The sequence below is a fragment of the Streptomyces sp. NPDC026589 genome (genome assembly GCF_040638385.1).
Taxonomy (GTDB): domain Bacteria; phylum Actinomycetota; class Actinomycetes; order Streptomycetales; family Streptomycetaceae; genus Streptomyces.
The window spans coordinates 1-23,092 of sequence record NZ_JBEZYG010000038.1 but is presented as its reverse complement, the minus strand read 5'-3'; the positions used below and the strand labels follow the sequence as shown (position 1 = coordinate 23,092).

The window sequence follows — 23,092 nt, the reverse complement described above, 5'->3', positions numbered from 1 at the left end:
TCGCCGCCGCAGGGCGCCCCAGGAGGCGCGTGCGGCGGTGAGCGGCGCTCAGAACGGCGCAGGGAGGGGCTGCTGGGCCTCCTGAGTCTCACGGACTGATCCGGAAACCGCCGCGAGGTCCGGGTACTGTGCGGCCAGCTCGGCGCGGAGGCGGGCGGTCTCCTCGTCGTCGGCCTGCTTGCGGGCAGTCCGGTCCAGGTCCTGCTGGTGCCGCTCGGTGCGCTCGGCGGCCTCGCGGTAGGCGGTCTCCTCGTCCAGCTCGGCCGCAAGCTCGGCGGCCTTGAGCCGCTCGGTCTCCCGCTCGGCGAGGTCCTGGTCCACGTCCACCTGGCCCTGATCCTGGTGCTCCTGGTCGCTGGTGTGTCCCTCGTGTGCTGCGACGGCGGAGGTACGGGCGGCGTGCCACTCCGCCTCGATGCGGTCGCGGTCGGCCTGGGAGGCGACCCGGCAGCGGCGGCAGAGGCCGGACGCCACGACGGGTCGGCCGCAGGGTCCGGTGTGGCCGGGGCAGGTGCCGTCCTCGGTCTCGGTGACGGGCAGCTCGGCGTCGATGCGGGCGTACAGGGCGTCGTGGGCGCAGATGGCGCACTGTTCGCCGGTGCGGGTGCGGGCGGTGCAGGTGTGCCCGTCGTGGCCGGGGCACAGCGGCCAGTCGAGGTGAGTGGGGCACAGGGTCTCGCCGACGACGGCGAGGGTGGGGCACAGGCCGTCGTCGCCCGCGCAGTCCGTCTGCGGTGCCATCTGGGCCTGGTGGTCGGACCACTCCGGCGGAGTCGGGGTGGGGGCGTCCTCCCAGCGCGGCTGGGGCAAGGGCGCCTGCTGAGGAGCACCAGGCACGGTGGCCGGAGGCATTCCGGCGAGCTTGCGCAGACGGCCGGAGATGACGGCGCTCCTGGAGGTGGTGATCGGGTCGGGCATCGGCAGGGCGATGACCTCACGGACGGTCCAGATGCTGTGTCCGGCTTCCAGGAGCCCGTCGACCATCAGCCCCTGGTCACGCAGCGCGGTCCCCCGCACCCGTAGATCGTTCAGGGTCTCCCGGTCGGCAGCCTCGATCAGCAGCCGCACACCCCGGGAGTCGACCCGCACCACACCGCCGCCCGGGGCGCCCCCCGCCCTTGCTGCGCCTTTTGCCTCCGGCCCGGAACCCGCGGTGGCGTCACGCGTGACGCCACCCCCCTCCCCGCTGCCCCCGGCCGGTACGGGCCCGTCCACCTGGTCCTCCTCGATGCCGCCGCCCCGTCCGTCCGTCCGCGCCGCAGGCGCAGCCTCGCGCACGCCATCACCCGCAGGTACAGACGGACGGACGGGAGGTCCGTCGTTGTTTCCCGGGTTCTTTGACTGGGTGTTCTCACTGGGTTGGGGATCTTCAAGTTCCCCCGTCGACGACTGGCAGTTCCCCCGTGGACGACTTGTAGTTTCCCCGTGGGGCGGCGGCGAGTCCCCCTCGCGGGGGGTCTCTGAGTTCCCCCGTTCGATGACCTCCTGGTCAGGGGCTGGCGCTGTCTGTTTCTTCGGACGCGCCTTGCCCTTGTCGCCGCGTGCCTTCCTTGCGGGAGCGGGCGCGATGGGCGGCCGGTCGGCCGGAGTTAGGGGAGGACGGCCGTAGCGGCCCCGCTCGGTGTTGATCCGGTTGACGTTGCTGAACCAGTCGTACGGGATCAGGAGGTCGTAGACGACGGGGCGGCGGTCGGCTCGGTAGTGGCTGACGTGGCTCTGGTCGCCCCGGGCGATCAGACCGCGCTTCGACATGTTCCGCCAACACCGCTTGACGGTCTCCTCGCTGATCTTCACGCGAGTGGCGATGGTCTCTTTGGAGAGCCACGTCCCGCAGCCGTCGGGATCGGCCTGGTCGGCCATGGCCCCCAGTACCGCGTACTCGTTCACATCGGAGACCGGCGCGTCACCGCTCAGGACCCAGATCATCGCTTCCAGACTCACGCCCCCACCCCCACAGCGAGCAGGTCGTACAGCGGCTTGGTCACGCAGACCGCGAACATCCCGAGCCGGAGCCCGGTGGATCCGGGGCGGCTGACGGCGGTGCGGTGCGAACTGGACGGGAGGCGGCTCACCGGGCCACCCCCGCAGCGAGACGGAACGCGCGAGCGTGAACCGGGGTGCTGGGCCTGGGCGTGATCGTCATACTCAGCCCAAGGTCCTGCGGAGCGCCGAACGTGACACGAGAGCCCGAGGAAGTTTCCAGCGGGACCGTCACAAGCCGACGGCGGGAGTGGTGCGGGCGGTACATGGTGGATCTCCCCTGATCGGGGAGCCGCGGTCGGCATATATGACCTGTTGGTGGTGGCGTCCCGCGTGGCGGGACCCGTATCCTGGGTAGAGGTGACCACGCGGACCCCTGACGGGGCCACAGGATTCACCCCGGCGAGGTCACCTCACCGGGGTGACTCGAATTGCTTGCAGGCTTGAGGGTCGATTGCTTGGAAGCGGGTCCCGTTGTGGCGACGGGACCCGCTTCGCGTTTTCTACGGCGGCATCTCAGTCCGCCCCTTCCCCTGGCGTGCCCCAGGAGCGCAGCCGGGCGGCTACGTCGTAGACGGTCAGGCGCAGGGCCTGGATGTCCATGATCAGGTCGCGCCAGGACTCGTAGACCGCGTTCACCGACTCGCCGGACGCCTCGATGTAGGCGGTGGCGACGCCGTACGCGAACAGCTCGCTGCGGACCGGGAGCGGGCGCAGCAGCACGATCTGTTCCAGCAGGGCCGCAGCCCGCCAGAAGGCGTCGGGCGCGCTCTCGTCCAGGCTGGGTGTGTTGACCTGGTGGCGGGCGACGGCGGCGACCAGGGCGGAGTAGTCCCGTACGGTCAGCTCTTTGCCGAGGAGTTCCTCCTGGCGGTCGAGGAGCCAGCGTATGTCGACGTGGAGGTCCAAGGCGTCAGGCCACCCGGTGCTGGGGGAGGCCGCCGAAGTCGCGGTCGAAGGCTTCGGCGAAGCCCGGCTGTGTCACGGCGGCCCGGAAGGAACCCGTCGCGCGCTTCAGGGCGAGCTGGTTCTCCTCCTCTATCGCCAAGGCGGCGAGATACCCCTTGACGGTCTGTCCGCGGGCGGCGGCGACGGCGGCGAACCGGTCCCGCGTTTCCATGTCGATCTTGACGGTTGTGTCAGCCATAGCATGAGCATACCCAGACGGATACTATTTGAATGCCGGTGTGAAGCGTGTTCGTCGCCGACCGCAGCTCACGGCTCGGACCGGCGGCGCCGCCCGGACCGACCATCGCCCAGCCGGTCCGGGCATGTCAGCTGGCTGCCACACCCCACCCGGGGCCGCCTCGTCGGCCGTGCGGGGGCTGGCTCGTACGCTCACATTGCATCGAGGTAGGTGTCATGTCCTACACCGTACGGGCGGCCTCGACGCAGCAGCACCCCTTTGAGTTGGCGCACGGGCTCTCCCCGATCGCACGGTCGGGTGACGCCTCACTGGTCCAGCAGCTTCGCGGAACCTGGCGGAGCATCATCGGATGCTGACACGCGTGACGAGGAAGGACCTTCCGTTGACAACTCCTGCTGCCCCCACACCCCGGCTGACCGCCGCTGACCTGACCTCGGTGGACGTCGAGGCGCTCGTGTGTTTCATCGACCGCAAGGTAGACAGCGTTCTGGCTGCCAACAGCTCACCGAGTGACGAGTGGAGGGTCGGCCTGGGGATGCGTACCGCGCTGAACTACCAGGCGAAAAGGGTGCGGGAGGTGTTCGGGCAGGACGAGCAGTCCTTTGAAACGGTGCAGGGGCGATTCCGTCAGTGGAACCGGCTGGCGGCCCTCGCCCTGGGGTGGGCGCAGGACCCGGACTACGACGAGCGGTGGAGGGTCGTTCACTACCCCAACGCCGAAGGGGCCGCTATCTGGGCCGCCCTCCGGGGCCCGGATACGTCGAGCGGCTGACACCAGACGCGGCAAAACCACCAGGTGCAACGGCCGGCCACTGGTCGTAACGCTGGTACTCGTCATGGCTGTGGCTGCCGATGCGTCTCCGTCGAGGGCAATGCGGACCAGGCCCTGTCCGCAGGGCGTCTACCGTCGTCGGCCGCCGTTGCCAGTGCGGTAACTGGTGAGGATGTCCAGCCTCGCCCGGTGCGATCCGGCGGGCAGCGCGCACTCGGCATCAGACTTGGCGTGGCACACCGGGCGGGGCCGGCGTTGACATCCACGACCGCCTCGCGCCGGGGCAGCCGTGCCGGCCGCCACAGGGAAGCGAACCTCTGTACGCCCCTGTGAGCCCCGAACCACCCGAGTGGCCCGGGGACAAGACGGAGGGGGAAGTTCACAGAGTCCTGGAGGCGCGGTTCCGTAGCTCTGGCACGGCGATGCGTCTTCCTCCTTGGAGGGCTTCCTGGATGAGGTCACTCCAGTCGGTGAGGTGGAGCCAGTTCTTGCCCATGAGATGAGCGGTCCAGCGCAGGAGGTCGGCGCCGGTGCGCAGCTTCTGGGAGGCCAGCCGGTAGTGGGCCCCCTCCCGGTCCGGGTCGCATGCCTGATGGTGCGCTTGCCACGGGGCTGGTTCCGGGTAGGAGAGGAAGTTCAGAAGATCCACGGGGCCGTCGCTGTGCTTCGCCTCCCAATCCCGTCGCGCCTGGCCGACGTGAGCCACCTGGGTGGTGTCCGCCCATAGGTAGCCGAAGCCACCCCAGATGCGGCGGTCGCACTCCTGGCAGACCAGCACCAGCTCACGATCCACGCGTTCCACCTCCCGAGCCTCTGCGCTGCTTTACCGCACAACGAGCACAGCCGCCCGGTGGGTACGCGCCTACGGGACGACGTGCTTCGCGCCCGGTGCCATCGCCCGGGAGGTCAGCGCCACCCGGGAGCAGATGGCGATCACTGACCACGGGCAGACGGTGGCCATACTCGTCAGCCCTGCCGACGCCCTGGAGCTAGGCCGTGCCCGTGAGACAGGGCGAGCGGAAGTCGCGCGGTCCGCCGAGGCGGCGCAGTGGGACGCGCATCTAGACACGCGCCGCAGTGTCCCACCGCCGGGCTCGTCAGGACAGTTCGCCGTCAACTCCACTGGACGCGAGCGCCCCGCTCCCACCGTTTCTGGACTGGTTGGGGGCGTGTGAAGGTTTCACCCGCCCGACGTAGTTCTCTACCTCCCCCAGGCGCGTTATTCCCTGTGTCCGTCCCGATGCCTGGTAGAGGAGAGAGCCCCATGGCGAGTCATAAGTCGGTGAAGAGGATGCCGACGGGCAGGGGACTTCTTGACCTGCGGGATGCGCGGGTTCTGCCGCTGCGGCAGTTGCGGCCGCCCGGCGCATTGTACCGGACGTGGTTCTTCCTCCCCGCTGGCATGAATCCCGATGTCCCGGAGTCGTGGGGGCTGTTCGGTCTGGACGGCGCAGCGAGGCCGGCCGCGGTGCTGGCGCTGCACGAACTGGCACCGCTCTACGGCGGCGAAATCCCTGAAGCGGCGCTGCGTCTTGATGAGTACGTGGTGGCCCTCAACCTCCCCGTACGCCGGCGTGACGGCCGAACAGCCCCAACACCGCTGAAGAACTTTGTCGCCTCCATCGAGTTGAGGACGGCCACCAAGACCGAAAGGACGCCCTCCCGGGAGGACGTGCACCGCCTCCACGCCAAGGGCATGTTTACCCTCGGCGACGACCTGGCCGCGCGGATCAGCGTCGCACGGCCCCGCACAGCATCGGACGCCTGGTCGTTCCGTGACGGCCAAGAGGTCGGCTCCCGGCAAGTGCATCGGCCCGGGCACGAGGCGGCCCCACCGAACGCGGGCCGACTCGGCAAACTCGGTATCCCGCCCGACCTCCCCTCCGACCTCCGCGATCTACTCGTCTCCCTCGGACAGGAGTACCGCGAAGCTTTCGGTAGGTCCGAAGATCCGGCAACAGTCATCGAGCGCGACATCCGCAAGGCAGCCGCGCTCGCCCGGTGGGCGGCCGAGCCGTCCGCCACCGAGAAGATCAAGACCGCAGCCCTTTCCGCCCAAACATGCGCTGAGGTGGGCCGCCGACGGCTCCAGAAGATCCGCCCCAGAGTGCACCCGGAGAGCTGAAGCTAGATCGTCGCCCGACGCCCTGCGGCCGCCTGTCGTAAATGATGGCGCGCTCACGCGGTCAGCACATCACCACAGTTCAGAAGGTCGGCGTAGACCTCTGCCGGAGATCAGCCCCACAGTTTACGAGTGAATTCGGCCGCCCACTCGATTCGTTCACGGTGCGGGCCCGTCGCGCGGGGGCCTGGTTCATACGCTAATTCAGCGTGTGGTCAAAGCTGTTGGTAGATTATGAGGGGATGAACAACTCTTTGTTCGCTGCGTCGGCAGCGGACCTGACGATCGAGCGCATCCGCGCCCTCGCCACGCGTCTGGACCAGGTCGAGAGCCTGACGTTGGAGTACAAGAGCGAGTACTCCGCGAGTCTGGTGACGACCATCGCGGCAATGGCCAACACCTACGGCGGCATGATCCTGGTCGGCATCAACGACAGGGTGGAGCCGGGCGTCGAGCGAGTGGTCGGCGTCGACGGCCAGGCGACGATCGACCAGATCGTCAGCGGGTGCAGCACGATGCTCGATCCGCCCTGGGAGCCGACCTTCTTCAACGTGCCCTTCGGCGACGGGTCCGGACGCAGCGTCGTGGTCGTCCGAGTGGACGCCAACGTCGCGCCCCGGCCGGTTCTGATCAAGGTAAAGGCGCCGATCCGGCTGAGCGGACGCAACGCCACCGCCGACCGCGCACGACTCCTCCAGCTCGCCCGCGAGGAACCCTCCGCAACAGTGCTGCCCACGGGGCAGAACGTCATGTCACCGAACCTGGACAGAGACGGGGAGGGCAAGGCCACCGCTGACTTCATCCTCCGCACGGGCATCAACCTCCCAATGGGCGAGGCCGCCGCCTGGCGCCCGCTGTCGGAGAAGACCGTGGCCGCCCTCGCCCAGGCGCTGAACGGCTCCGCCCTTCCTCCGGTTCTGCACACCTCGGAAACGGGGCGATCGACTATGCCACGGACTTCCGTCAGCTCGGGCACAACCGAGCCCGGAAGGCCCGGCTGGTTTGGCAGGCCACCGGCCGGCCCACCGAGAATAAGCACCTGGTCGAGGCGGTCGTGTCGGTGGAGCTCCCCGAGATCTACGGCGCTGCGGCGGCGCCTGCGGCCGCGAGCGTCACCATCGACATCATCGCCCGGGTCTGCCAGTACGCTGAAGGCCGAGGCAACGCAGGGTGGACACATCGGTACGCGGTGCCCGACCTGGCCATCCTGTTCGAAGGGCTGCTGAAGACAGCCGTCGATCCGAAGGTCGTCGCGGAGATCGCCCGAATCGCCGACATTGACACCGCCCTGGTGGCTCAGCCGCGCGAACTCCACCTTGTCGCGGACCGGCAGGTCAAAGAACTTCTCTACTCCGGCGGTCTGGAGGAGATCCCGGACGCCGGTGCGTCGGCCGGCGGCATCTTCCGCAGCAATCCGGTCCTGAACCTGCGCAGCGACACCGACCGGCAAGAGCAGGTGGACGACTGGCTCCGGCAACTCGGCCTGGATGCCGGCCTGACCGGTATGGAAAGAGTGGTCGAAGGCTACCGGGCGGCCGCTGCTCGGACCACAACGCAGCCCGTAGGCTGAAAACGCCGTGGTCCCCGGCAGTTCCAGTGCCGGGGACCACGGCGTTATCAAGCAGACCTACAGCTCGATGTCGAGCCGCTCCACGTCGGCAAACTCCACGTCCAGGACCTGGCCCGGGAGTTGTTCGCGCGCGGAAGCACATCCGGGCCAGGCCGTCGGCGGCGATCTGCCGGAGCTGGTCCTCGGTCTCGCCCTGCTCCCGTGCGGTGAACAGCTCGTTCGCGTACTCGGGCGGCAGGGCCTGGGTGATGTCCCGTACGCGGGAGCCGCCGGTGCCGCACCTTCGAACCTGAAGCGGCCGTTGTGATGGTGGCCAGCCCGGCCCGTTCGGCGGCTGATCGGCTGATGACGTGCATGGTGACGTACATGTCCGCCTGGACCTCGGGGCGGGTGTGCTGCCGAGTGGCGGTCCAGGCGGCGCGATGGACGGCGATGGCCTCGCGGTACCCCTCCGGCGCCTCTTGCTGCGCAGGCTCCCTGGACACGGCAACAGGTTGCGGAGCGTCAGCGGGCGCAGGTGTCCGAGCATTGCTGGGCGCGGGAGGGGTGGGGTGAGGTGAGTGCGGCGGGCCGCAGGATCTCCAGCTGTCGGACGGTGTCCGGGCCGACCATGTTGTTGACCTTGGCAATGATCTGCTTCTGGTGGAGGGTCAGCTGGGTGCGGTAGGCGGGTGTGGCAGGGCGCAGGTGCAGGGTGCGGGTGGTGGCGTCGAAGCGGGCAGCGACGGCGGCGACGGCCAGGGCCGTACGCGGCGAGCAGGAGGTGGAGGCCGCCCGTCGTGAGGACGGCGCAGAGACCGGGCGCGGACGGCATACGTCGGTCTCTGCCCGCCTGGGCGCGCGCCTACTGGTGGAGCCGGTGGAGCTCAGCTCGCTGGGCCGTCAGCTCCGCGATGAGCTCCAGGTCCTTCTCCGCAACATCCCTCCCGAGCTCTGCCGCAACGGCACGGTGCATGGCGAGCGCCTCCCGGTCCCCATGGGCGATAAGCAGCACCGACCACAGGGGCTCATCGGCCGGCGTCTTCTGCCCGACGAGCACCAGGAGTTCGACCCGTTCCTCATAGGAGAGCCCCTTGAGCCCGCGGGTACCCGTCTTGCGCTGCAACTCTTGCCACGTACGCATCTCACCGTTCCCCGCCGCCCTCTTCAGCCCACCCCGCACGGACGGGACCAACGACTTGAGCCGCGCGCTCCGTACCTCCTGCTCCCGCCAGGCCGACTCCTGATCGAGGGCGAGTCGCTGCTCTTTCGCTGCGCGCTGCATCTCTTCTCGCGCAGCTCGGTCGGCTTCAGCTTTCCGCCGGGATTCGGCCTCGCGTCGTTCCCTCGCCACCCGCTGCAGCTGTTGCTGGATTGCCTCGACCTTGACCCGGTCCTCGTCCGTCGCGTCCTGTTCGCCGACGAGATCCAGAGCCTGCCGGGCCAGCCCGCCGGGGTCCCTCCGGGCATCGACTCGCTCCTGGAGCTGTTCGATAACGGTTCGCCGCAGCCGAGCCCGCTTCTCCAGCCACCGCTGCCCGCGGGCGTACGCGGCCTTCAGCGCCGCCAGCTCGTCACTCTCAACGCCATCGTTGGAGATGGCATCTTCCAGGCTGAGCATGGCGGACTTGACCCGAGCAGGCGATTCCTCGTAGATCGCGTTGTCGAGTCGGCCTGCGGTCGAGGGCCGCTGCTCGCGAGGAATCGGCGCCGCGGAGCTGGGCGGTGTCACCGTAACGATCGACCGGTGGTCCGTGGCGGGCTGCTTGGTGTCCGTTGAAGTGGCTTGCTCGTGCCGGGGAGAGCGCGCCTCGTCGACCGTGCCGATCCCGTTGGCTGTCACGGTGAGGTTCGCGAGGTCGAACCACCGGGTGTGTTCCCCTGCCCGTTCGATGCCGGCGACGCTGAAGCGCCGTCCGCGGTCGGAGGTTCCCTCCATCCGGATCCGGAACACGTGACCGCGCCGGGTAAGCACTTCGTGGCTGATCCGGCAGCCCGGCCCCAGAATGTGCTCCCACACTTCCTCGTCGTCCCACGCGGGCGCACGGACGGTGTCGAGGTGAACGAGCAGGAGCCGTCCGTCGTCGAGGCGCGCCGTGATGGCGGAGCCGAGCGGGTCGGGGAGGGCCAGATCGGCTTCGATGTTCTGCTGCCGCAGCCACCGTGCAAGGTCTGCCCTGATGAAGAGGTGATCGGCGTCTTCCTTGCCACGCAGCCGACGGTTGCAGGGTCGTCGGGAGCCGGAAGTGCCGTGCGGGTCCGGTACATGGGCGAAGTGGCAGATTTTGTCGGTGCAGAGCCGAGTGGTGAGCCGACGGCCGCATCCGCCCGGCAGGTTGATGCCGCACCACCAGCTGTTCTCGGCATGTTCCAGACGAAAGGCAACGAGTTCTTCCGGGTCCTCCGGGCAGATGACCGGCTCGTCGGACTCCGGGTTCCCGAGGACAGCGGTCTGGATAAGGCGTGTGTCCATTCTGCTCCTGGGTGCTCTATTCGGGCGCTACCGCACTATTGTGCGCCTGGGCACTGACAGCGGGGCAGTTGTGCGGCAATACGCCGGGCGGGGGCTGGTCCGGAGCGCCTGGAGTGGCGGGCTGCTGGCCCGGATCGAGGCGCTGAAAGCCGTGACGTACGGAGGGAGGCCGCCTCCGGCTGTCCCGGCGGGCGAGTGGAAGCCCTGGGACCGTACGCGGCGCGACTCCATCCGGCCTGTGGCCGACGAGGACTCCCTCGCGGCCGGGGGAGCCGCGAGCCGGCTCGCCGATCCGAACGACGTCCGGGTCGAGTACATCCTGAACGAAACGGAGTTGTTCCGAAACTCGACGCCAACATCCGCGAAAGCCCCGCAGGCCGCGGCCGCGTGACTGCTCGGGTCCGGAACAATGCGTTGCCTCGTCAACGCGGCGTCCCCGGGCACGGATTACCGGGACGCGGTTGTCGGTCATGGGGCGGCGGGACCTATTCGGGGTCCTGCTGATGGTGGGTGGCGGCCGCAGAGGTAATCATGGCTATAGCGTGCGCCCCGCGCCTCCTCGCAAGCGCCCCCTCGCGGCAGGGCTGCCAGGCCGCCTTCCGCGATCACGCCGTACGGCCGAGCCGGTCGGGCGCGGCCGCCGCCGGGGTGATCGCTGTCAGCCCGGCCCGTTCGGCCGCGAGGCGTTGCAGGGCACGCGTCCGGGCCGCGCTGCTGTATCGGACCTGCTGCTGGGCGGCGGCTTTGGTCTGGAGTTCTTCGAGTGCTTGGCGGCCGTCGGAGAAGTGCTCCTCGGGTTCCCGGATCCTGTCGCGGAGCTGCCGTTGGGCGGCCGCCTGGACCTTGGGGTTGGTGTGCTGCCGGGTGGTGTTCCAGGTGGCGCGGTGGGCGGTGAGGGCCTGGTGGTAGCCGTCGGCGGCCGTCTCCCGGGTCTTCACCGGTGCCTCCGGCGTGACCGGGGCGGGAACGGGCGACGCGGGCCGGGGGGATCGGTCCGCGGGTGCCGTTCCGGGGGGCAGGACGCGGATGGTGCGCACGGTGCCGGTGCCGGTGCTCTCGTTGGCGGCGGTGATGATGCGGGCGCTGATCAGCCGGAGCTGGGTGGCGTAGGCCGGGGATTCGGGGAGCAGGTCCAGCTGTCCGGTTTCGGCATGGAAGGCGAGGGCCTGGACGTGGTCGGCCAGTTGGGGGGTGATGGTGGCGGCGATGTCGGGCCAGCGTTCCTGGACGGTTCCGCCGGCGGCCGGGATTTCCCAGGCGTGGTCGGTCATCAGGGTCTGGAGTACGGCGGCGAACCCGGACGGTTCGCGTCCGCTGGGCCGGACGGTGCGGGTCCGGTGGCGGCGCGGGGCTCGGCTCTCGGTGGCCCCGCGCTTCTTGGCGGCCTCGCGGGCCTGGTGCAGGGCGATGCGGGCGAGGTCGGCGCCGGACAGTTCCGGAGCGGTGTCCTCGGGCTGGCTGGTGGGGGTGTTCACGTCGGTCATGTCGGCCTCCTACCGGCGTCCATAGGTCATCAGCGAGCTGCGGGCCCCGCAGGCGAGTTGCATGCCGCGGCGGACCAGGTCGGGGCCGTAGAGGTGTTCGGCTTCCTCCCGGCCCAGGGTGTCGACCGCCACGGTGATCGGTGAGGTGTCGCCCATCATCAGCCGCTGGCGGGCATCGTTGCGGGCCTGGACGATCTCGTTGTCCTGAAGGCCCTGCACACCGGACCCGATGGGCATGCTCTCCGTTTCCGGAATCAAGTCCTGGCGGTCGGTCAGGATGGCGCGGCCGCCGGTCGCAACCTCCCTGACCTTCGCGAACGCCGCCGCGACTTCCTGCTGGACGCGGTAGCTGGTCGGCATGGCCCAGTCCCCGTCGTACCGCTCGGTACGGGTGCGGACCTGCTCGATGCGGTGCCGGCGAGCGGCTTCCTGGGAGCCGCGCCACTGCTCGATCGCATCGGCGCGCTTGCCCGGGGTGTCGAGGATGGTCTCGGCACCGGCCAGCAGTACGGCGAGCAGGCCCGAGCCCCGGCGGACCCGGGTTACTTCGCCGCGCATGTGCAGCCAGGCCCGGACGTCGGTCACAGTCCATCCGGCATCGGCCACGTCCCGGGCCACCCACGCGACGCGGGGCACCGCGCAGCCGCGCAGCCAGTCCAGCTCTTGGACGAGCTCCTTCGCCAGCTGGTAGCGCCGCCCGACCTTGTTCGGCTTCCTGCGGCCACCGGCCTGTTTCGCGGACTTCTTCGGGGTGGGGGACTTCGCTTCCCCGCTGGCGAGTCTGTTCTCAGGGGGAGAGTAAGTAGGACCCGCAGAGAAGACAGCTGAGGTACCAACCTGCATTGGGGTGCAACGGACCTCACCGGAAACAGCCGTCACAGCGCCCTGGTCAGCGCCCTTCCGGACACCCTTGACCGAGGCCTTCGAGCCCGACTTCGTGCGCGGCTTGCGTACCTTCCGGGCCGCCTTCGCCGCCAGCTGCGCCATCAACTCCCGGCCGGCCTCCGCGATCCCGCACACCGCCCGCGTGTACTCCGGAGCCGCGTCGTCCCGCAGCACCGTACGGATCCCGAGCGCCGCATCGAACTCCGGCGGCACCATCAGCGCGAACTCCGAGGCCTGCGCCGCTGCACCACGGATCCGGGTGCCCCGCACGACGTACGCGAGGAGTCCGGCCTCCCGCAGCATCCCCAGGTGATACTCCACCGTCCGCTCCGACAGCCCGGTGCGCCGCACCAGGTACTCGATCCCCGGACGGCAAGGGGAGAGCTGTGCGAGCTCCTGAGCAACGCGAACGGTCGTCGGCCCAAGCGCGCGCGGCCCGTGTGACCGGTGCCGCCGCGGCTTGTACAGGCCGGACCCGGCGACCCAGTGGACCGCCTGCATCCAGGAGTAGCCCTCCAGCGCGACCCGGCCCGTCGTCGTCGACAGCCACTGGCACGCCTCCGGCACGAACAGAGCGGGCAACACGGAGACCGCGCCGCCGTCGGCTGGCTGACGCGGGGCAGGAAGCAGCGCGGCGATCGGTGCCGCCACGGCCCTCACTGGTCCATCGCGCCGGCATCCGCCAACGCGCGAAGAGAAGACGGGAAAGCACCCGAAAGGATGAAGCGGCCGCCGCCGCCGAGCAGGAACCCGGTGGTGACCTTGGTCACTCCGGGGCCGTTCCGCGGCGCGAGAACAGGCCGGAAGGAAGGTGTGTGGGCATGCCGATGCTGGCAGTCACGCAAAACGTCGTGCACAATGGCTCCCGTGTTGAAGGGGCTCGCCTCTTGGCACGACGAAGCCCCGAAAGGGCTTCGGTTTCTGGGCAGAAACCTTGTTGAACCGCTCGACCGGGTGGCACCGGACGGGCAATCCCTTCAGAGGGGCCCTGGCAGGCTCCTCCGGTGTCAGATGGGTGCTCCCGGCGAGGCGACGGCTAATCGCTTCGCGGCACGGAGGCCCGGGGGCGGCAGACCCGGATGGGTGCCGCCCCAGAAGGATCTACGTCATCCCGCCCCCCTCATCAGAGGCGTGTACGGGGCGTTTCCGGATTCAGACAGCACGAACACCCCGCCGAAGGACCAGCGACCGAGGTCGCTGAGCCCACGGCGGGGTGCAGTGTGTGCGCGTGCGGGTACGGGTACCCTGAACACGTCGCCACCTCCTGGGTTGTAGGAGTGCGCGGCCGGCCCAAGGACCCCTACGACAAGGTCCTTTGGCCCGAGTGGCCCCTCCCAGCTTGTCCAAGGCTGGTAGACGGGGCCACTCTCATTTTGATCTACGTCGATTGTCACCCTACCGTCCTGGCTCGATCCGATCTGCGCTTGAGGGTGACGTGTCGAGCCCCGTGACTCGGCAGCGTGCTGACGTAACTTCACCGGCCCGCGTCCTCGGAAAGAACGGTCCCGGGATGACGTACCACTTCGGCTGACCGCTGTCCGAGCCAGCCCGACAGGCGGTGTGTCGGGGCCTCGGTGCGCACGTGCTGGAAGCCTTCAGCGCGGTAGAACTTTTGCAGTGCCAGGTTGTCGCGCCAGCAGTCCAGCCGTACCCACGGTTTGCCTTGTGCACGTGCTTGGCTGCCAGCCCAGTCGAGGAGGCGACCGCCGAGGCTACTTCCCTTCGCGGCCCGCGTGGTGATGAGCTTTGCTACGTACACGGCACTATCGGGGGAGTCGTCCAGCTGCCAGAAATCCATGTCGGCCGCAGCGAGAGTCACCGTGGCCAGCACCGATTGGTCCTCAACGACCCAGGTGCGGCTGGCTTCGATATCGGCCATCCACTTCGCCAAGGCCGGACCGCGCGTCTGCGGATTCCTCCACTGGTCAATGCCAGCGGCAGCAAGCCAGCCTTCCGCCTCGATGCGTAGCGCCATCAGGGCCTCGACGTCTGCCGTAGTGGCGAGGCGCAGCATCACCGGTTGATCTCCATTTCGTAGATGATCCGGTTGCGGTCGCCGGGGGCAATCGTGACCATCACGCGGATCGGGACGCCGTCGGCTCCGTAGCCGATTCGGGCGTGCTGGCATACGGGAGTGCCAGGCAGGTTCAGCAGGTTGAGACGCTCAATCTCGGCACTCGTGGGCATCCTGATGTCGAGTTCGTCGCGGATGCGGTGCTGCGGGTTGCCCGTGGCCGCGAGGATGCCGCCGTTCATGGTCACGTCACGCTCCTCCATGAGAGGGGTGCCGTCAGCGATTTCAACGGGGAACCACGAATCGGCGAGCTGGCACGGCTCGCCGTCGACGAGACGAAGTCGTCGCCGAGCAACGACGGGCGTGCCCGGCTCCACGTGCAGCCAGTTCGCGATGTCCTTGGGCGCCGGTTCGGTCGAGACCTGCGGGGTGCCTTGCTCGGGCTCCCTGCCCTGGGCTCGGACCTGCGCCTTCCAGTCGTCGGTGTTGGTCACCGGGTCGTCGCTCCTCTCCCCGCGTTCGTACTCGCCGGGATTCCAGAGCAGCGGGTTGTAGACCCGCACGAACACGCCCGCGCCCTGACGAGCAACGATGTGGCCCGACTCTTTGAGCTGGGTGATGGCCCGGTAAACGAGGAGCTCGCTGACGTCGTACTCCGCCGCGATCTGCTTCGTGCTGGGCAACTTGTCGCCTGGCTTCAGCGCGCCGGAGTCGATCCGGGCGCGGAATTCCTCCGCGAGCCATCTGGATGTGGCCGGCTTCCTAGTCATGGCGGGAACCTTAGCGCAACTTCCGATAGGAAGTAACGGGTGGGGCCGCCCAATCGATCAGCAACCGACTGAACGGCCCCGAGCAGGCTGGCCGATCAGCTGGTCGGCACGCTGTAGCGCAGCACCCAGGCGTCTGGAGCCAGCGTGTGCACGGTTACCTCGACAGCACGGCCCATGCTGGTGCGGCCGACGTGGAAGATGCGGATCAGAAGAGTGCCTGCCTCGATGCCGAGCGCGGTCGCTTCAGCCTCGTTCGCAGGGTGCTGCTGGATCTCCTCGGTGACCTCGGCCTGATCGAAACCGGCCTCCGCCATGCGCGAGATGATCCCGCCCTTGCCCGGGTCGGGCTGCTCGATCCCGGCCGCCTCCGCGACATCGAGCGGGATGTACGAGTCGGCGAGCTGTACCAGGCTGTCGTCGCTGAACATCCGGCGCTTGCGAGTTGCAACCTCGGTGCCGACCTCCACTCCGAGGATCGCGGCAACGGCCTCCGGGGCCGCGTCGCGCTCCACGGTCGTCTCGACGCGCGGGACGCCGCCCAGCTTCCTGATCTCGGTGTCGAACGCTCCACGCGAGGTTCCCTCCTCCCGGCGGGCGCGAAGGTAGCGGGTCGAGGAGTCACGCACGATCTTGTCGCTCACAGTGATGAATCCGTTCTTCTTCTCGTGTTGGTGATGGATAGTCACGCCTCATCGGCGGGTGCGTCCGGGGGGTCGATCGGCCAGGTGTAGCTCAGCGTCCATAGCGGCGTCGACACCACGTGCACGCAGACCTCGACGACTCGCCCCTCCGCGCTGCGGGCTACATGCGTGATCTCGTACACCTGGCGCTCCTTGGGGATGGCCAGAGTGCTGGCCTCCAAGGGACTGGGTGAGCGGACGTTGATGGTCTCGGTGATTGTCCGCTGTCCGTGGCCCAGCTTTTCCAGTCGGGACTTCGAGCCTCCCGGGCCGGTGTCCTGCTGTTCGAGCTGGGTTCCGAACGCGATGCTGCCGGGGAGGTAGCTCGTGGCGAGCTGGACGACGATTTCGCTGGCGGACATGATCCGCGCCCGGATCAGCACCGTGTCCGGAGCCGAGGGATCGACATCGAGCAGCTCGGCGATGCGCGCCGGCGGGCGTCCGCGGCTGATGTCGGTGCTGCTGACCGGATCCATTCCCAAGCGTTCGATCTCAGCCGCGAAGGCGCCGCGAGCGCCGTTCTGCTCCCGCGCGACACGCATGTAGCGGCCGGTTCCATCCCGGTGGATCTTCCCCAGGATGGGCGACACGATCGTGCCGCGCTTCTGGACGCCGATGGTCAAGCCGCGCTCGGTCAGTTCGCCATAGGCCCGCTGGACCGTGGTCCGTGAGCCGCGACCGGCAGCGACGAGGTCGGTGATCTTCGGCAGCTTCGCGCCGGGCAGGTACACGCCCTCGGAAATCTCGTTGGCGAGCTCGTCCGCGAGCTGCTTCCACCGTGGCGTTGCCATGGCACGCCTCCCTTCCTACGGTCTGACGACCTATCCAACCTTAATTCCGGTATTAACGCACGGAACTGCTTGACCGTCAGGAAAAAACCGGGATTATTCTATAGGTCACGCGTGGCGGGCTGTGCACGCAGGGTCACCGCGACGCCGGACGAACTTCCTATCGGAAGTTGTTGACGCCGAGCGCTTGAGGGGCTACGGTCTCAATCAACTTCCGATAGGAAGTTGCAACGGCCGGGAATACACGTCTGGTTGTTGCCCGCACGACCAGTCGCCACTTCGGTGGCCGCAGTAGGGGTCTGAGGCAACTAACTCCCCCTTCGGCGTCCGTGACTGCTGCTTGCACGTCGCAGCGCGTATGTGCTGTCGGTCCGTCAGGACGCCCGGGTCTCCCGGTGAGTCCTGACGCGGCCGAGAGGGCACCCGCGACGCCCAACCCCTGCCATCGTGAGGAGTTGTCCCATGACCGCACCCGTCCGTGAGCGTGAGATCCAGACCGCCAGTCAGAAGCGCAAACGGAGGACGCGGTCCCGCACGATCAGCCCCCTCCCTCCGATCGTCGTCTCCAAGCTCTCCCCGGCCGAGTACGATCTCGACCCCGCCTCCATCTCCCTTGTGTGCCCGACCTGCCGCACGTGGGTCCCGATCCGCGTCGCCGACACGGAGCGGGCCACGGCCAAGCTGGTCCCCCACCACACCGAGCCCGCCGGCACCGAAGACCCGGACCGTTGCCTCCTCGGCAGCCACCGCCTCGTCACGATCGACGTCAACGTCGCCAAGTGGTCCCGCCGCCTGGAGCAAGGTGTCGCGGAGACCAGCGGCCGCCGCGCCGACCGCGTCGTTCGCAAACCCCAGCCGATGCCCACCCCGGCCGTCATGCAGATCGTCGGCGGCCTCGTCGACGACAAGACGGCCCGCAAGCTGCACGAGAGCCACGTCAAGAACTGCACGACCTGCTCCCCCACAACCTCCCGCTGCGCGGACGGCCGCCGTCTGGCCCACCTTGCCGCCCATACTCAGCGGACCGCACCCATCCGCCGCAAGAGGCGGACGGAGCAGGAGGAGTGGGCCGACCGGCGAGCCTGGGCACTGCGCCTGTTGCACGACCAGCAGTGGGACAAGGTTGCCCGCCCGGTCCACGAGACCGACCAGCAGCGCGTCCGCGACGTCCTGACCGCGCTGCGCAAGATGCTCAACGCCCCGACCAAGTCCGGCGCCCGGCCGCTCACCACGTGGGAGCGCGCCGACCTGGAGACCACGATCGCGGTCGTGGAACGGCAGGCGAAAGACCTCACCCACCGCTGGTAGACGTCGGACGAACGACCACGGCCCCGGCCGACCCGATCAGCTCGGGTCGGCCGGGGCCGTGGCTGCTCGTACAGAGCCACGGGGCCAAGGCCCCGCAAAAAGCGACGCACCCCCGGGCTTAGGCCCCCGGGGGTGCGTCTTCGCAGATCACCCTGCAAGAGAGGGCAACATGCGCGTGAACAGGATGACATTCACCCAGACCCCGCCGGCACGTGGGGCCGCCGCGACCGGCACATGTCCGGTCTGTGACGGCACGTTCGAGACGTGCGGGTGCAAGGGTGGCGTCGCCGTCCTCGACCGGCACACCAAGACCATCCCCGCCCCCACGGCTGCCGGTGGATACGGCGACTGGGAGGACAGCGATAACCAGCGGGGCTACGAGCGCGACGAGACCGACCAGTTCCACCAGCTCGTGCAGAGCCTGGTGGGCGACGGCGACGCCCGCGCCGCCGTGGCCGGCCGCCGAGCGCGGCGCACGGTCAAGGAAATGACCGGCCAGTCCCTGCCGCCGGTGCTGCACATGACCCGCCCGCTGACCTTCGTCCCGACCGCTCCGGCGGGGCCTGTGGCGGGCGGGTCGTGCACGAGCTGTTCGGGTGCGGGCGGCAAGGTCGTCGACACCAGCGACGGTGGAGTCACCCGTCAGACCTGGCACTCCTGCATCCCGTGCGGCGGTACGGGGGTGGCCCGATGAGGACCACGTCTACCTCGCGCCCCCTCGGGTCTCTCGCTGCGGAGGACCAGAAGACGCTGTCCGAGAAGGTCAAGGAAGTCAACAAGCGGTCCGAGAACCCCTACCCGAAGTAGTGGAGCGACCGATACGCGCCGCCCAAACCGCGCAGCACCTCGCGGTCCGGGCCCTCACCCTCCACGGCCTGGGCCACCCGCTCACCCTCGCGCTTCTGGCGGCCGCCTCCACCGCGGCCGCCAGGGCGTGGGACCGGGGCCACCCCGTGGATGCGATCCATACCTCACCCGGACAGAGAGCCCGTCGTGCCCGCTGACCTCCACACCCGCTACATGAGCGCGACCGACACCTGGGGCACCCACCTCAAGGGCTGCCCGACCTGCACCGCCGAGCGCCGCTGCCCGGACGGAGCGCCGCTCCGGGAGCGATTCGAGCGCTTGCAGGACGCCTACCTCAACCACCTCCGCGCCAAGAGAGGCACGTCATGACCGTCACCTCCATCGCCACCCGCTGTGCCGCCCCGGCGGGTCTCACCACCGGGCTGGCAGCCGCATACATCTCTCCGCCCGCCCCGATGTTCCTCACCAGCATCCCCACCGGGGCCGGGGCCGACGTGCACATCTACCAGGACCCGGACGGCAGCCTCAGCAGCGACTGCACCGGCTGCGGCGAGTACGCCTGGACGCTCGTGACGACCCAGGACTTTGCCGAAGAGCACGCCGCTACCTGCCTGCGCCCGCCCCGCCGGCGCGCCGCCTGACGGTCTGCCTGCTGCCTCCCCTGCCCGTCCCGGCCCAGTGCCGGTACGGGCAGGGCCGAGGGGAGCCGGACAGCCCGGAACCACCCGACAGAAACAGAGGCCACCATGCCCCAGACCCTCACCGCCGCCACCGTGGTCATCACCACCGAGATGCACGAGAAGGCGGCGCAGCTCGCGCTCGACTCCTACCGCCCGCTGTGGACCGGCGCCTCCGGCGAGCAGTCCACCGGCGAGGCAGTCGCCCGTCACCTGGACGCCACGATCACCCTGCTCGACAAGGACGGCTGGACCCGCACCTGGAACTGGCCCACCGAGACGGACAACACGCTCCCCGCCACCGACGACGAGACGAGCGTCAGGGACATGGTCCGGACCCTGCTTGACTACGTCCGCGACGAGGACAGCGCCACCGCCCGAGGCCCGCAGCGCACCGCGCTCACCGCCCTGGGCCACATCGGGGGGACCGAGCACGGCGACCCCGACACCCGCGACATCGCGCACGACGTCCTCAACGTCCTCGTCCAGGCCCTGACCGACAACACCACCGCCCGGTTCGCCGCCTGGTCGGAGCGCCAGACCCGCACCCACGCGGACATCACCGAGCTGCTCACCGCCGGTTCACGGTTCGCCCGGACCTACGGGCCCGGCGCCCCGGCCTCCGAGCCGACCGCCAGCTGACCCGTACTGCCTGCTGCCTCCCCTGCCCGTCCCGGCCCAGTGCCGGTACGGGCAGGGCCGAGGGGAGCCGGACAGCCCGGAACCACCAACGCCCCGCCGTGGCCCCCGCGCGGGCCGCCTGACCCACCACGTTCACCGCCGCCTCACCGGTCGGCCCCACCAGCACCACGGTGAGGCCGACCGCTGCGTGCGGCCCCTCGCGAAGGAGTTTTCCGTGGCAACCGCCGCCCGCCCGAAGAAGCCGGTCCGGCGAAAGCCGCCCCGGCCCCGCAACACGACCTCCCCCACCACCAAGGCCCCGGCCCCCGTTGTTGCGGCGGTTTGCCCCGAGGCCGCCCCTGCTGTCGCGGACGCCAGGGACCGGGCCGCCGACGCGGCCGACCTGGTCCGGGACCGTGCCCGCAGCGAGAGCGACCGGCTCCTGGCCGACGCCGAAGCCGGCGCGGCCGCGCTGATTGCGGACGCCCGCCGCCAGGCCGAGGCGGTCCGCGCCGGTACCGAGGCGATGGCTCGGCAGGTGATGGCCGAGGCCGTTGAGGAGTCCGGCCGTCGGCTGACCGAGGCGACCAGCGGCGCGGCCGCCGTCCAGGACCGGGCACGGTCCGAGGCCGGGCAGCTGCACACCGAGGCCCGCGCCAGGACGGCTCGGCAGCGTGCCGAGGCCGCCGTCGCCGCCGGACAAATTGAGGCCGCGGCCCAGGAGCAGGCTCAGCAGCTGCTCGCCACGGCGCGTACGGAGGCCGGCGAGGTCTTGGTCCGGGCCCGCCGGGAGGCGGTGCGGATCACCGAGGCCGCCGACGAGGCCGTCCGGCAGGCGGAGACAGTCGCACGTGAGCGGCTGGAGACGGCCACCGCCGAGGCCGCCGAGCAGCTCGCCGTCGCCGAGCGGCAGTCGGCCGACATCCTGGCCACCGCCGAGGCCGCTGCCACAGAAGTAGGGGTGCGTGCCGAGAGCGACGCGGCCCGGCTGCGTGAGCGGGCCGACGCTGAAGCCGCCCAGGTCCGTGAGGACGCCGGGCGGGAACAGAGCGCGGCCCGCCAGGCGGCGGCCCGGGTACGGAAGCTCGCCGAGGAGGACATCGCCCAGCTGAAGGCGACCGCGGCCGAGGACGCCGAACGCCTGACCCGCAGCGCCCGTCAGGAGGCCGACCGCATCATCGCGGCCGCACAGGCCCGGACCCAGGCCGAGCTGAAGGAAGCTCAGGGGGCCCTCGCCGCCGCCCGGATGCGGGAGGCCGACGCCGAGGTCACGCTGAAGGCCGCCGACGACATGGTCACCGAGGCCGGGGCCCGGATGGCGCGGGCCATGGACCGCACCGAGCGCCGGATCGAGCGGAAGCGCCTCAAGGAGACCGCCCGTCAGGAGCGGGGCATGGCAAGGGACGAGCGGAAGGCGAAGGCCCGGCAGCTGCGGGCCGAGGCCCGTGCCGGGAAGCCGACCCGCACGGAGCGGGTCAAGGAGTTCGTGAAGGTCAACGCCGAGCGGCTGATGGTGATCGGGCCGATCACCGCGCCGATGGCGGTCGCCTGGACCGGGCAGGCCGGGTTCGCCGAGGACATCCTCGACTGGGTCATGCCGTTCACGATCCTTTTCGCGGCCGCCTGGGAGCTGTCCACGGCGTTCGTCGGGTGGATGTACCACCAGGCCCGCCGCGGCGGCGACGCCGGAACCCTCTACCGGGTGTCCACGTGGATCTTCGCGCTGGGTGCGGCGGTCATGAACTTCTGGCACGCCTCGGGCAAGCCGACACCCGGCACCCGGGTGTGGGACGGGAAGGCGGAGATCTGGACGGAGCAGATCACCTACTGGAACTTCACGCCGAAGGCCGTGGCGTTCGCCGCCATGTCCATCGTCGGGATGGTGCTGTGGGAGCTGTATGCGTCGCTGATCCACCGCCGCACGCTCCGTGAGGACGGCAAGGTCGCGAAGGCCCGCCCGTCGATCGGCGCGGTCCGCTGGATCCGCTACCCGGTCCACGCCTTCACCGCCTGGTCCCTCGCGATCACCGACGCGAGCCTGACCACCCTGGACCGGGCCTGGGCCGCCGCCGGCGCGGAGCTCGCGGTCCGCAAGACGGTCCGGACCGCGAAGAGCGCGGACCGCCGGGCGGTCCGGACCGGGCAGGCGCTCCAGCGCGTCGTCGTTCCCCGGGTCGGTGCCAAGGCGCACGGACCGGCAGCGATCCCGTCCTTCCTCACGATCACCCGGACCGACCGGTCCGGACCGGGCTACGGACCGGCTCCGGTCCACCCGGTCCATCAGGAACGGCACGCGGTCCGGTCCGGTCCGGCCGACCGGAACCCGGTCCACGGCCCGGTCCGGACCGCTGCGGGACTGGACCGGACCGGCGGACCGCCGCTCGCCCTGGAGGGCGGTCCGGCCGGTCCGCACCATGCTGACCAGGAGAGCATCGCCGGTCCGGACCGGACCGCGAGGTCCGTACCCGCCGCCCACGCGAACTCGGCAGGACGCGTGGTGACGGTCCGGACCCCCGTCCCGCACCCCGTGGTCGACGGTCCGGACCGGACCGCCGACACCCTGCCGGTCCAGACCGGGGCGGAAGCCGGACCGGACCGAACCAGCAACTCGGTCCCGGATCGGTCCGGACCGGAACAGACCGCTGGTACCGGTCCGGTCCGGTCCGGACCGGAGGAACCGGACCGGACCGTCATTGAGTTGACGGACCTGGAACGGACCGCGCTGGACCAGCTGCGGACCGCGAACGAGGCGCTGAACCGGAACAACATCGCACGAGCGGTCCGGACCGAGGGCGGGACCATCGCGACGGACCGCGCCGGTCAGATCGCCGTCGCCCTCAAGCAGCACGCGCTCCTCTGACCGGACCGCCACCGGACCGACCGGACCCGCCGCCCGGGCGCGCAGGCGAGCGCGACGCGCTCATTCCCCTGCCGCTCATGACCGGCGGGCCGCTCGAGCGGGTCCGCGACGAACTCAACAAGCTGCTGCTCTCCCAGCACCCGCGCAAGGGTCGG

General features: G+C 69.9%; 25 protein-coding genes. 12 read left to right on the top strand and 13 right to left on the bottom strand.

Going from position 1 to position 23,092, the window contains the following annotated elements:
* Nucleotides 1-48 precede the first annotated feature (48 nt).
* The 4 genes from AB0F29_RS38490 to AB0F29_RS38475 form a co-directional block, all read right to left on the bottom strand.
* Complete coding sequence (locus AB0F29_RS38490) at nucleotides 49-1,941, bottom strand: hypothetical protein (protein ID WP_361882754.1); 1,893 nt, start codon at nucleotides 1,939-1,941, stop codon at nucleotides 49-51.
* Nucleotides 1,938-2,072, bottom strand: a complete 135-nt coding sequence (locus AB0F29_RS38485) for a hypothetical protein (RefSeq protein ID WP_361882752.1) — start codon at nucleotides 2,070-2,072, stop codon at nucleotides 1,938-1,940. Before AB0F29_RS38485 ends, AB0F29_RS38490 begins: the two co-directional genes overlap by 4 nt.
* Nucleotides 2,073-2,496: 424 nt before the next feature.
* Nucleotides 2,497-2,889, bottom strand: a complete 393-nt coding sequence (locus AB0F29_RS38480) for a toxin Doc (protein ID WP_361882749.1) — start codon at nucleotides 2,887-2,889, stop codon at nucleotides 2,497-2,499.
* 4 nt (nucleotides 2,890-2,893) lie between these two features.
* Complete coding sequence (locus AB0F29_RS38475; protein WP_069752753.1) at nucleotides 2,894-3,127, bottom strand: antitoxin MazE7; 234 nt, start codon at nucleotides 3,125-3,127, stop codon at nucleotides 2,894-2,896.
* 382 nt (nucleotides 3,128-3,509) lie between these two features.
* Between AB0F29_RS38475 and AB0F29_RS38470 the strand changes: the two genes are divergently transcribed.
* Complete coding sequence (locus AB0F29_RS38470) at nucleotides 3,510-3,899, top strand: hypothetical protein (RefSeq protein WP_361882745.1); 390 nt, start codon at nucleotides 3,510-3,512, stop codon at nucleotides 3,897-3,899.
* Between the two features lie 379 nt (nucleotides 3,900-4,278).
* On the opposite strand, the gene AB0F29_RS38465 is transcribed toward AB0F29_RS38470, so the two are convergent.
* Nucleotides 4,279-4,692, bottom strand: coding sequence for a hypothetical protein (locus AB0F29_RS38465; protein ID WP_361882742.1), 414 nt, complete (start codon nucleotides 4,690-4,692; stop codon nucleotides 4,279-4,281).
* A 471-nt stretch (nucleotides 4,693-5,163) separates the two neighbouring features.
* On the opposite strand from AB0F29_RS38465, the gene AB0F29_RS38460 reads away from it, so the two are divergent.
* The 3 genes from AB0F29_RS38460 to AB0F29_RS38450 all read left to right on the top strand — a co-directional run bounded on the left by AB0F29_RS38460 (nucleotide 5,164) and on the right by AB0F29_RS38450 (nucleotide 7,591).
* Nucleotides 5,164-6,024, top strand: coding sequence for a hypothetical protein (locus tag AB0F29_RS38460; RefSeq protein ID WP_361882739.1), 861 nt, complete (start codon nucleotides 5,164-5,166; stop codon nucleotides 6,022-6,024).
* Nucleotides 6,025-6,230: 206 nt separating this feature from the next.
* Entirely contained in the window at nucleotides 6,231-7,247 is a 1,017-nt protein-coding gene (locus tag AB0F29_RS38455) for an ATP-binding protein (RefSeq protein WP_361882737.1), read from the top strand.
* A complete protein-coding gene (locus tag AB0F29_RS38450; protein ID WP_361882734.1) occupies nucleotides 7,211-7,591 on the top strand; it encodes a hypothetical protein in 381 nt (126 codons plus the stop codon). The genes AB0F29_RS38455 and AB0F29_RS38450 overlap by 37 nt, the downstream gene beginning before the upstream one ends.
* A 504-nt stretch (nucleotides 7,592-8,095) precedes the next feature.
* Here AB0F29_RS38450 and AB0F29_RS38445 read toward each other — a convergent pair.
* Together AB0F29_RS38445 and AB0F29_RS38440 are read right to left on the bottom strand one after the other, a co-directional pair.
* On the bottom strand, nucleotides 8,096-8,332 hold the full coding sequence (locus AB0F29_RS38445) for a DciA family protein (protein WP_361882826.1): 237 nt from the start codon (nucleotides 8,330-8,332) through the stop codon (nucleotides 8,096-8,098).
* Between the two features lie 103 nt (nucleotides 8,333-8,435).
* A complete protein-coding gene (locus AB0F29_RS38440; protein WP_361882731.1) occupies nucleotides 8,436-10,043 on the bottom strand; it encodes a hypothetical protein in 1,608 nt (535 codons plus the stop codon).
* A gap of 70 nt (nucleotides 10,044-10,113) precedes the next feature.
* On the opposite strand from AB0F29_RS38440, the gene AB0F29_RS38435 reads away from it, so the two are divergent.
* Complete coding sequence (locus AB0F29_RS38435) at nucleotides 10,114-10,434, top strand: hypothetical protein (protein ID WP_361882728.1); 321 nt, start codon at nucleotides 10,114-10,116, stop codon at nucleotides 10,432-10,434.
* 214 nt (nucleotides 10,435-10,648) lie between these two features.
* Here the strand turns inward: AB0F29_RS38435 and AB0F29_RS38430 are convergent, their stop codons facing one another.
* The 6 genes from AB0F29_RS38430 to AB0F29_RS38405 all read right to left on the bottom strand — a co-directional run bounded on the left by AB0F29_RS38430 (nucleotide 10,649) and on the right by AB0F29_RS38405 (nucleotide 16,667).
* A complete protein-coding gene (locus AB0F29_RS38430) occupies nucleotides 10,649-11,527 on the bottom strand; it encodes a DciA family protein (protein WP_361882725.1) in 879 nt (292 codons plus the stop codon).
* A 9-nt stretch (nucleotides 11,528-11,536) separates the two neighbouring features.
* Nucleotides 11,537-13,063 (bottom strand): helix-turn-helix domain-containing protein, encoded by a 1,527-nt coding sequence (locus AB0F29_RS38425; RefSeq protein WP_361882722.1) that lies wholly within the window; start codon nucleotides 13,061-13,063, stop codon nucleotides 11,537-11,539.
* An 823-nt stretch (nucleotides 13,064-13,886) separates the two neighbouring features.
* Nucleotides 13,887-14,426, bottom strand: coding sequence for a GNAT family N-acetyltransferase (locus tag AB0F29_RS38420; protein WP_361882719.1), 540 nt, complete (start codon nucleotides 14,424-14,426; stop codon nucleotides 13,887-13,889).
* On the bottom strand, nucleotides 14,426-15,196 hold the full coding sequence (locus AB0F29_RS38415) for a GntR family transcriptional regulator (protein ID WP_361882716.1): 771 nt from the start codon (nucleotides 15,194-15,196) through the stop codon (nucleotides 14,426-14,428). The genes AB0F29_RS38420 and AB0F29_RS38415 overlap by 1 nt, the downstream gene beginning before the upstream one ends.
* A gap of 95 nt (nucleotides 15,197-15,291) precedes the next feature.
* Complete coding sequence (locus AB0F29_RS38410; protein WP_361882713.1) at nucleotides 15,292-15,882, bottom strand: UTRA domain-containing protein; 591 nt, start codon at nucleotides 15,880-15,882, stop codon at nucleotides 15,292-15,294.
* A complete protein-coding gene (locus AB0F29_RS38405; RefSeq protein ID WP_361882710.1) occupies nucleotides 15,879-16,667 on the bottom strand; it encodes a GntR family transcriptional regulator in 789 nt (262 codons plus the stop codon). Before AB0F29_RS38405 ends, AB0F29_RS38410 begins: the two co-directional genes overlap by 4 nt.
* 459 nt (nucleotides 16,668-17,126) lie before the next feature.
* Here AB0F29_RS38405 and AB0F29_RS38400 point away from each other — a divergent pair, with 459 nt between their 5' ends.
* From AB0F29_RS38400 to AB0F29_RS38370, 7 genes are all read left to right on the top strand, one after another.
* Nucleotides 17,127-17,972, top strand: a complete 846-nt coding sequence (locus tag AB0F29_RS38400; protein WP_361882707.1) for a hypothetical protein — start codon at nucleotides 17,127-17,129, stop codon at nucleotides 17,970-17,972.
* 175 nt (nucleotides 17,973-18,147) lie between these two features.
* Entirely contained in the window at nucleotides 18,148-18,666 is a 519-nt protein-coding gene (locus tag AB0F29_RS38395; RefSeq protein ID WP_361882704.1) for a hypothetical protein, read from the top strand.
* A gap of 299 nt (nucleotides 18,667-18,965) precedes the next feature.
* Nucleotides 18,966-19,148 (top strand): hypothetical protein, encoded by a 183-nt coding sequence (locus AB0F29_RS38390; protein WP_361882701.1) that lies wholly within the window; start codon nucleotides 18,966-18,968, stop codon nucleotides 19,146-19,148.
* On the top strand, nucleotides 19,145-19,420 hold the full coding sequence (locus AB0F29_RS38385) for a hypothetical protein (RefSeq protein ID WP_361882698.1): 276 nt from the start codon (nucleotides 19,145-19,147) through the stop codon (nucleotides 19,418-19,420). Before AB0F29_RS38390 ends, AB0F29_RS38385 begins: the two co-directional genes overlap by 4 nt.
* 105 nt (nucleotides 19,421-19,525) lie before the next feature.
* Complete coding sequence (locus AB0F29_RS38380; RefSeq protein ID WP_361882695.1) at nucleotides 19,526-20,098, top strand: hypothetical protein; 573 nt, start codon at nucleotides 19,526-19,528, stop codon at nucleotides 20,096-20,098.
* 214 nt (nucleotides 20,099-20,312) lie between these two features.
* Nucleotides 20,313-22,937, top strand: coding sequence for a hypothetical protein (locus AB0F29_RS38375; protein ID WP_361882693.1), 2,625 nt, complete (start codon nucleotides 20,313-20,315; stop codon nucleotides 22,935-22,937).
* Nucleotides 22,938-23,014: 77 nt separating this feature from the next.
* A partial coding sequence (locus AB0F29_RS38370; RefSeq protein WP_361882823.1) for a hypothetical protein occupies nucleotides 23,015-23,092 on the top strand: 78 nt, incomplete at its 3' end.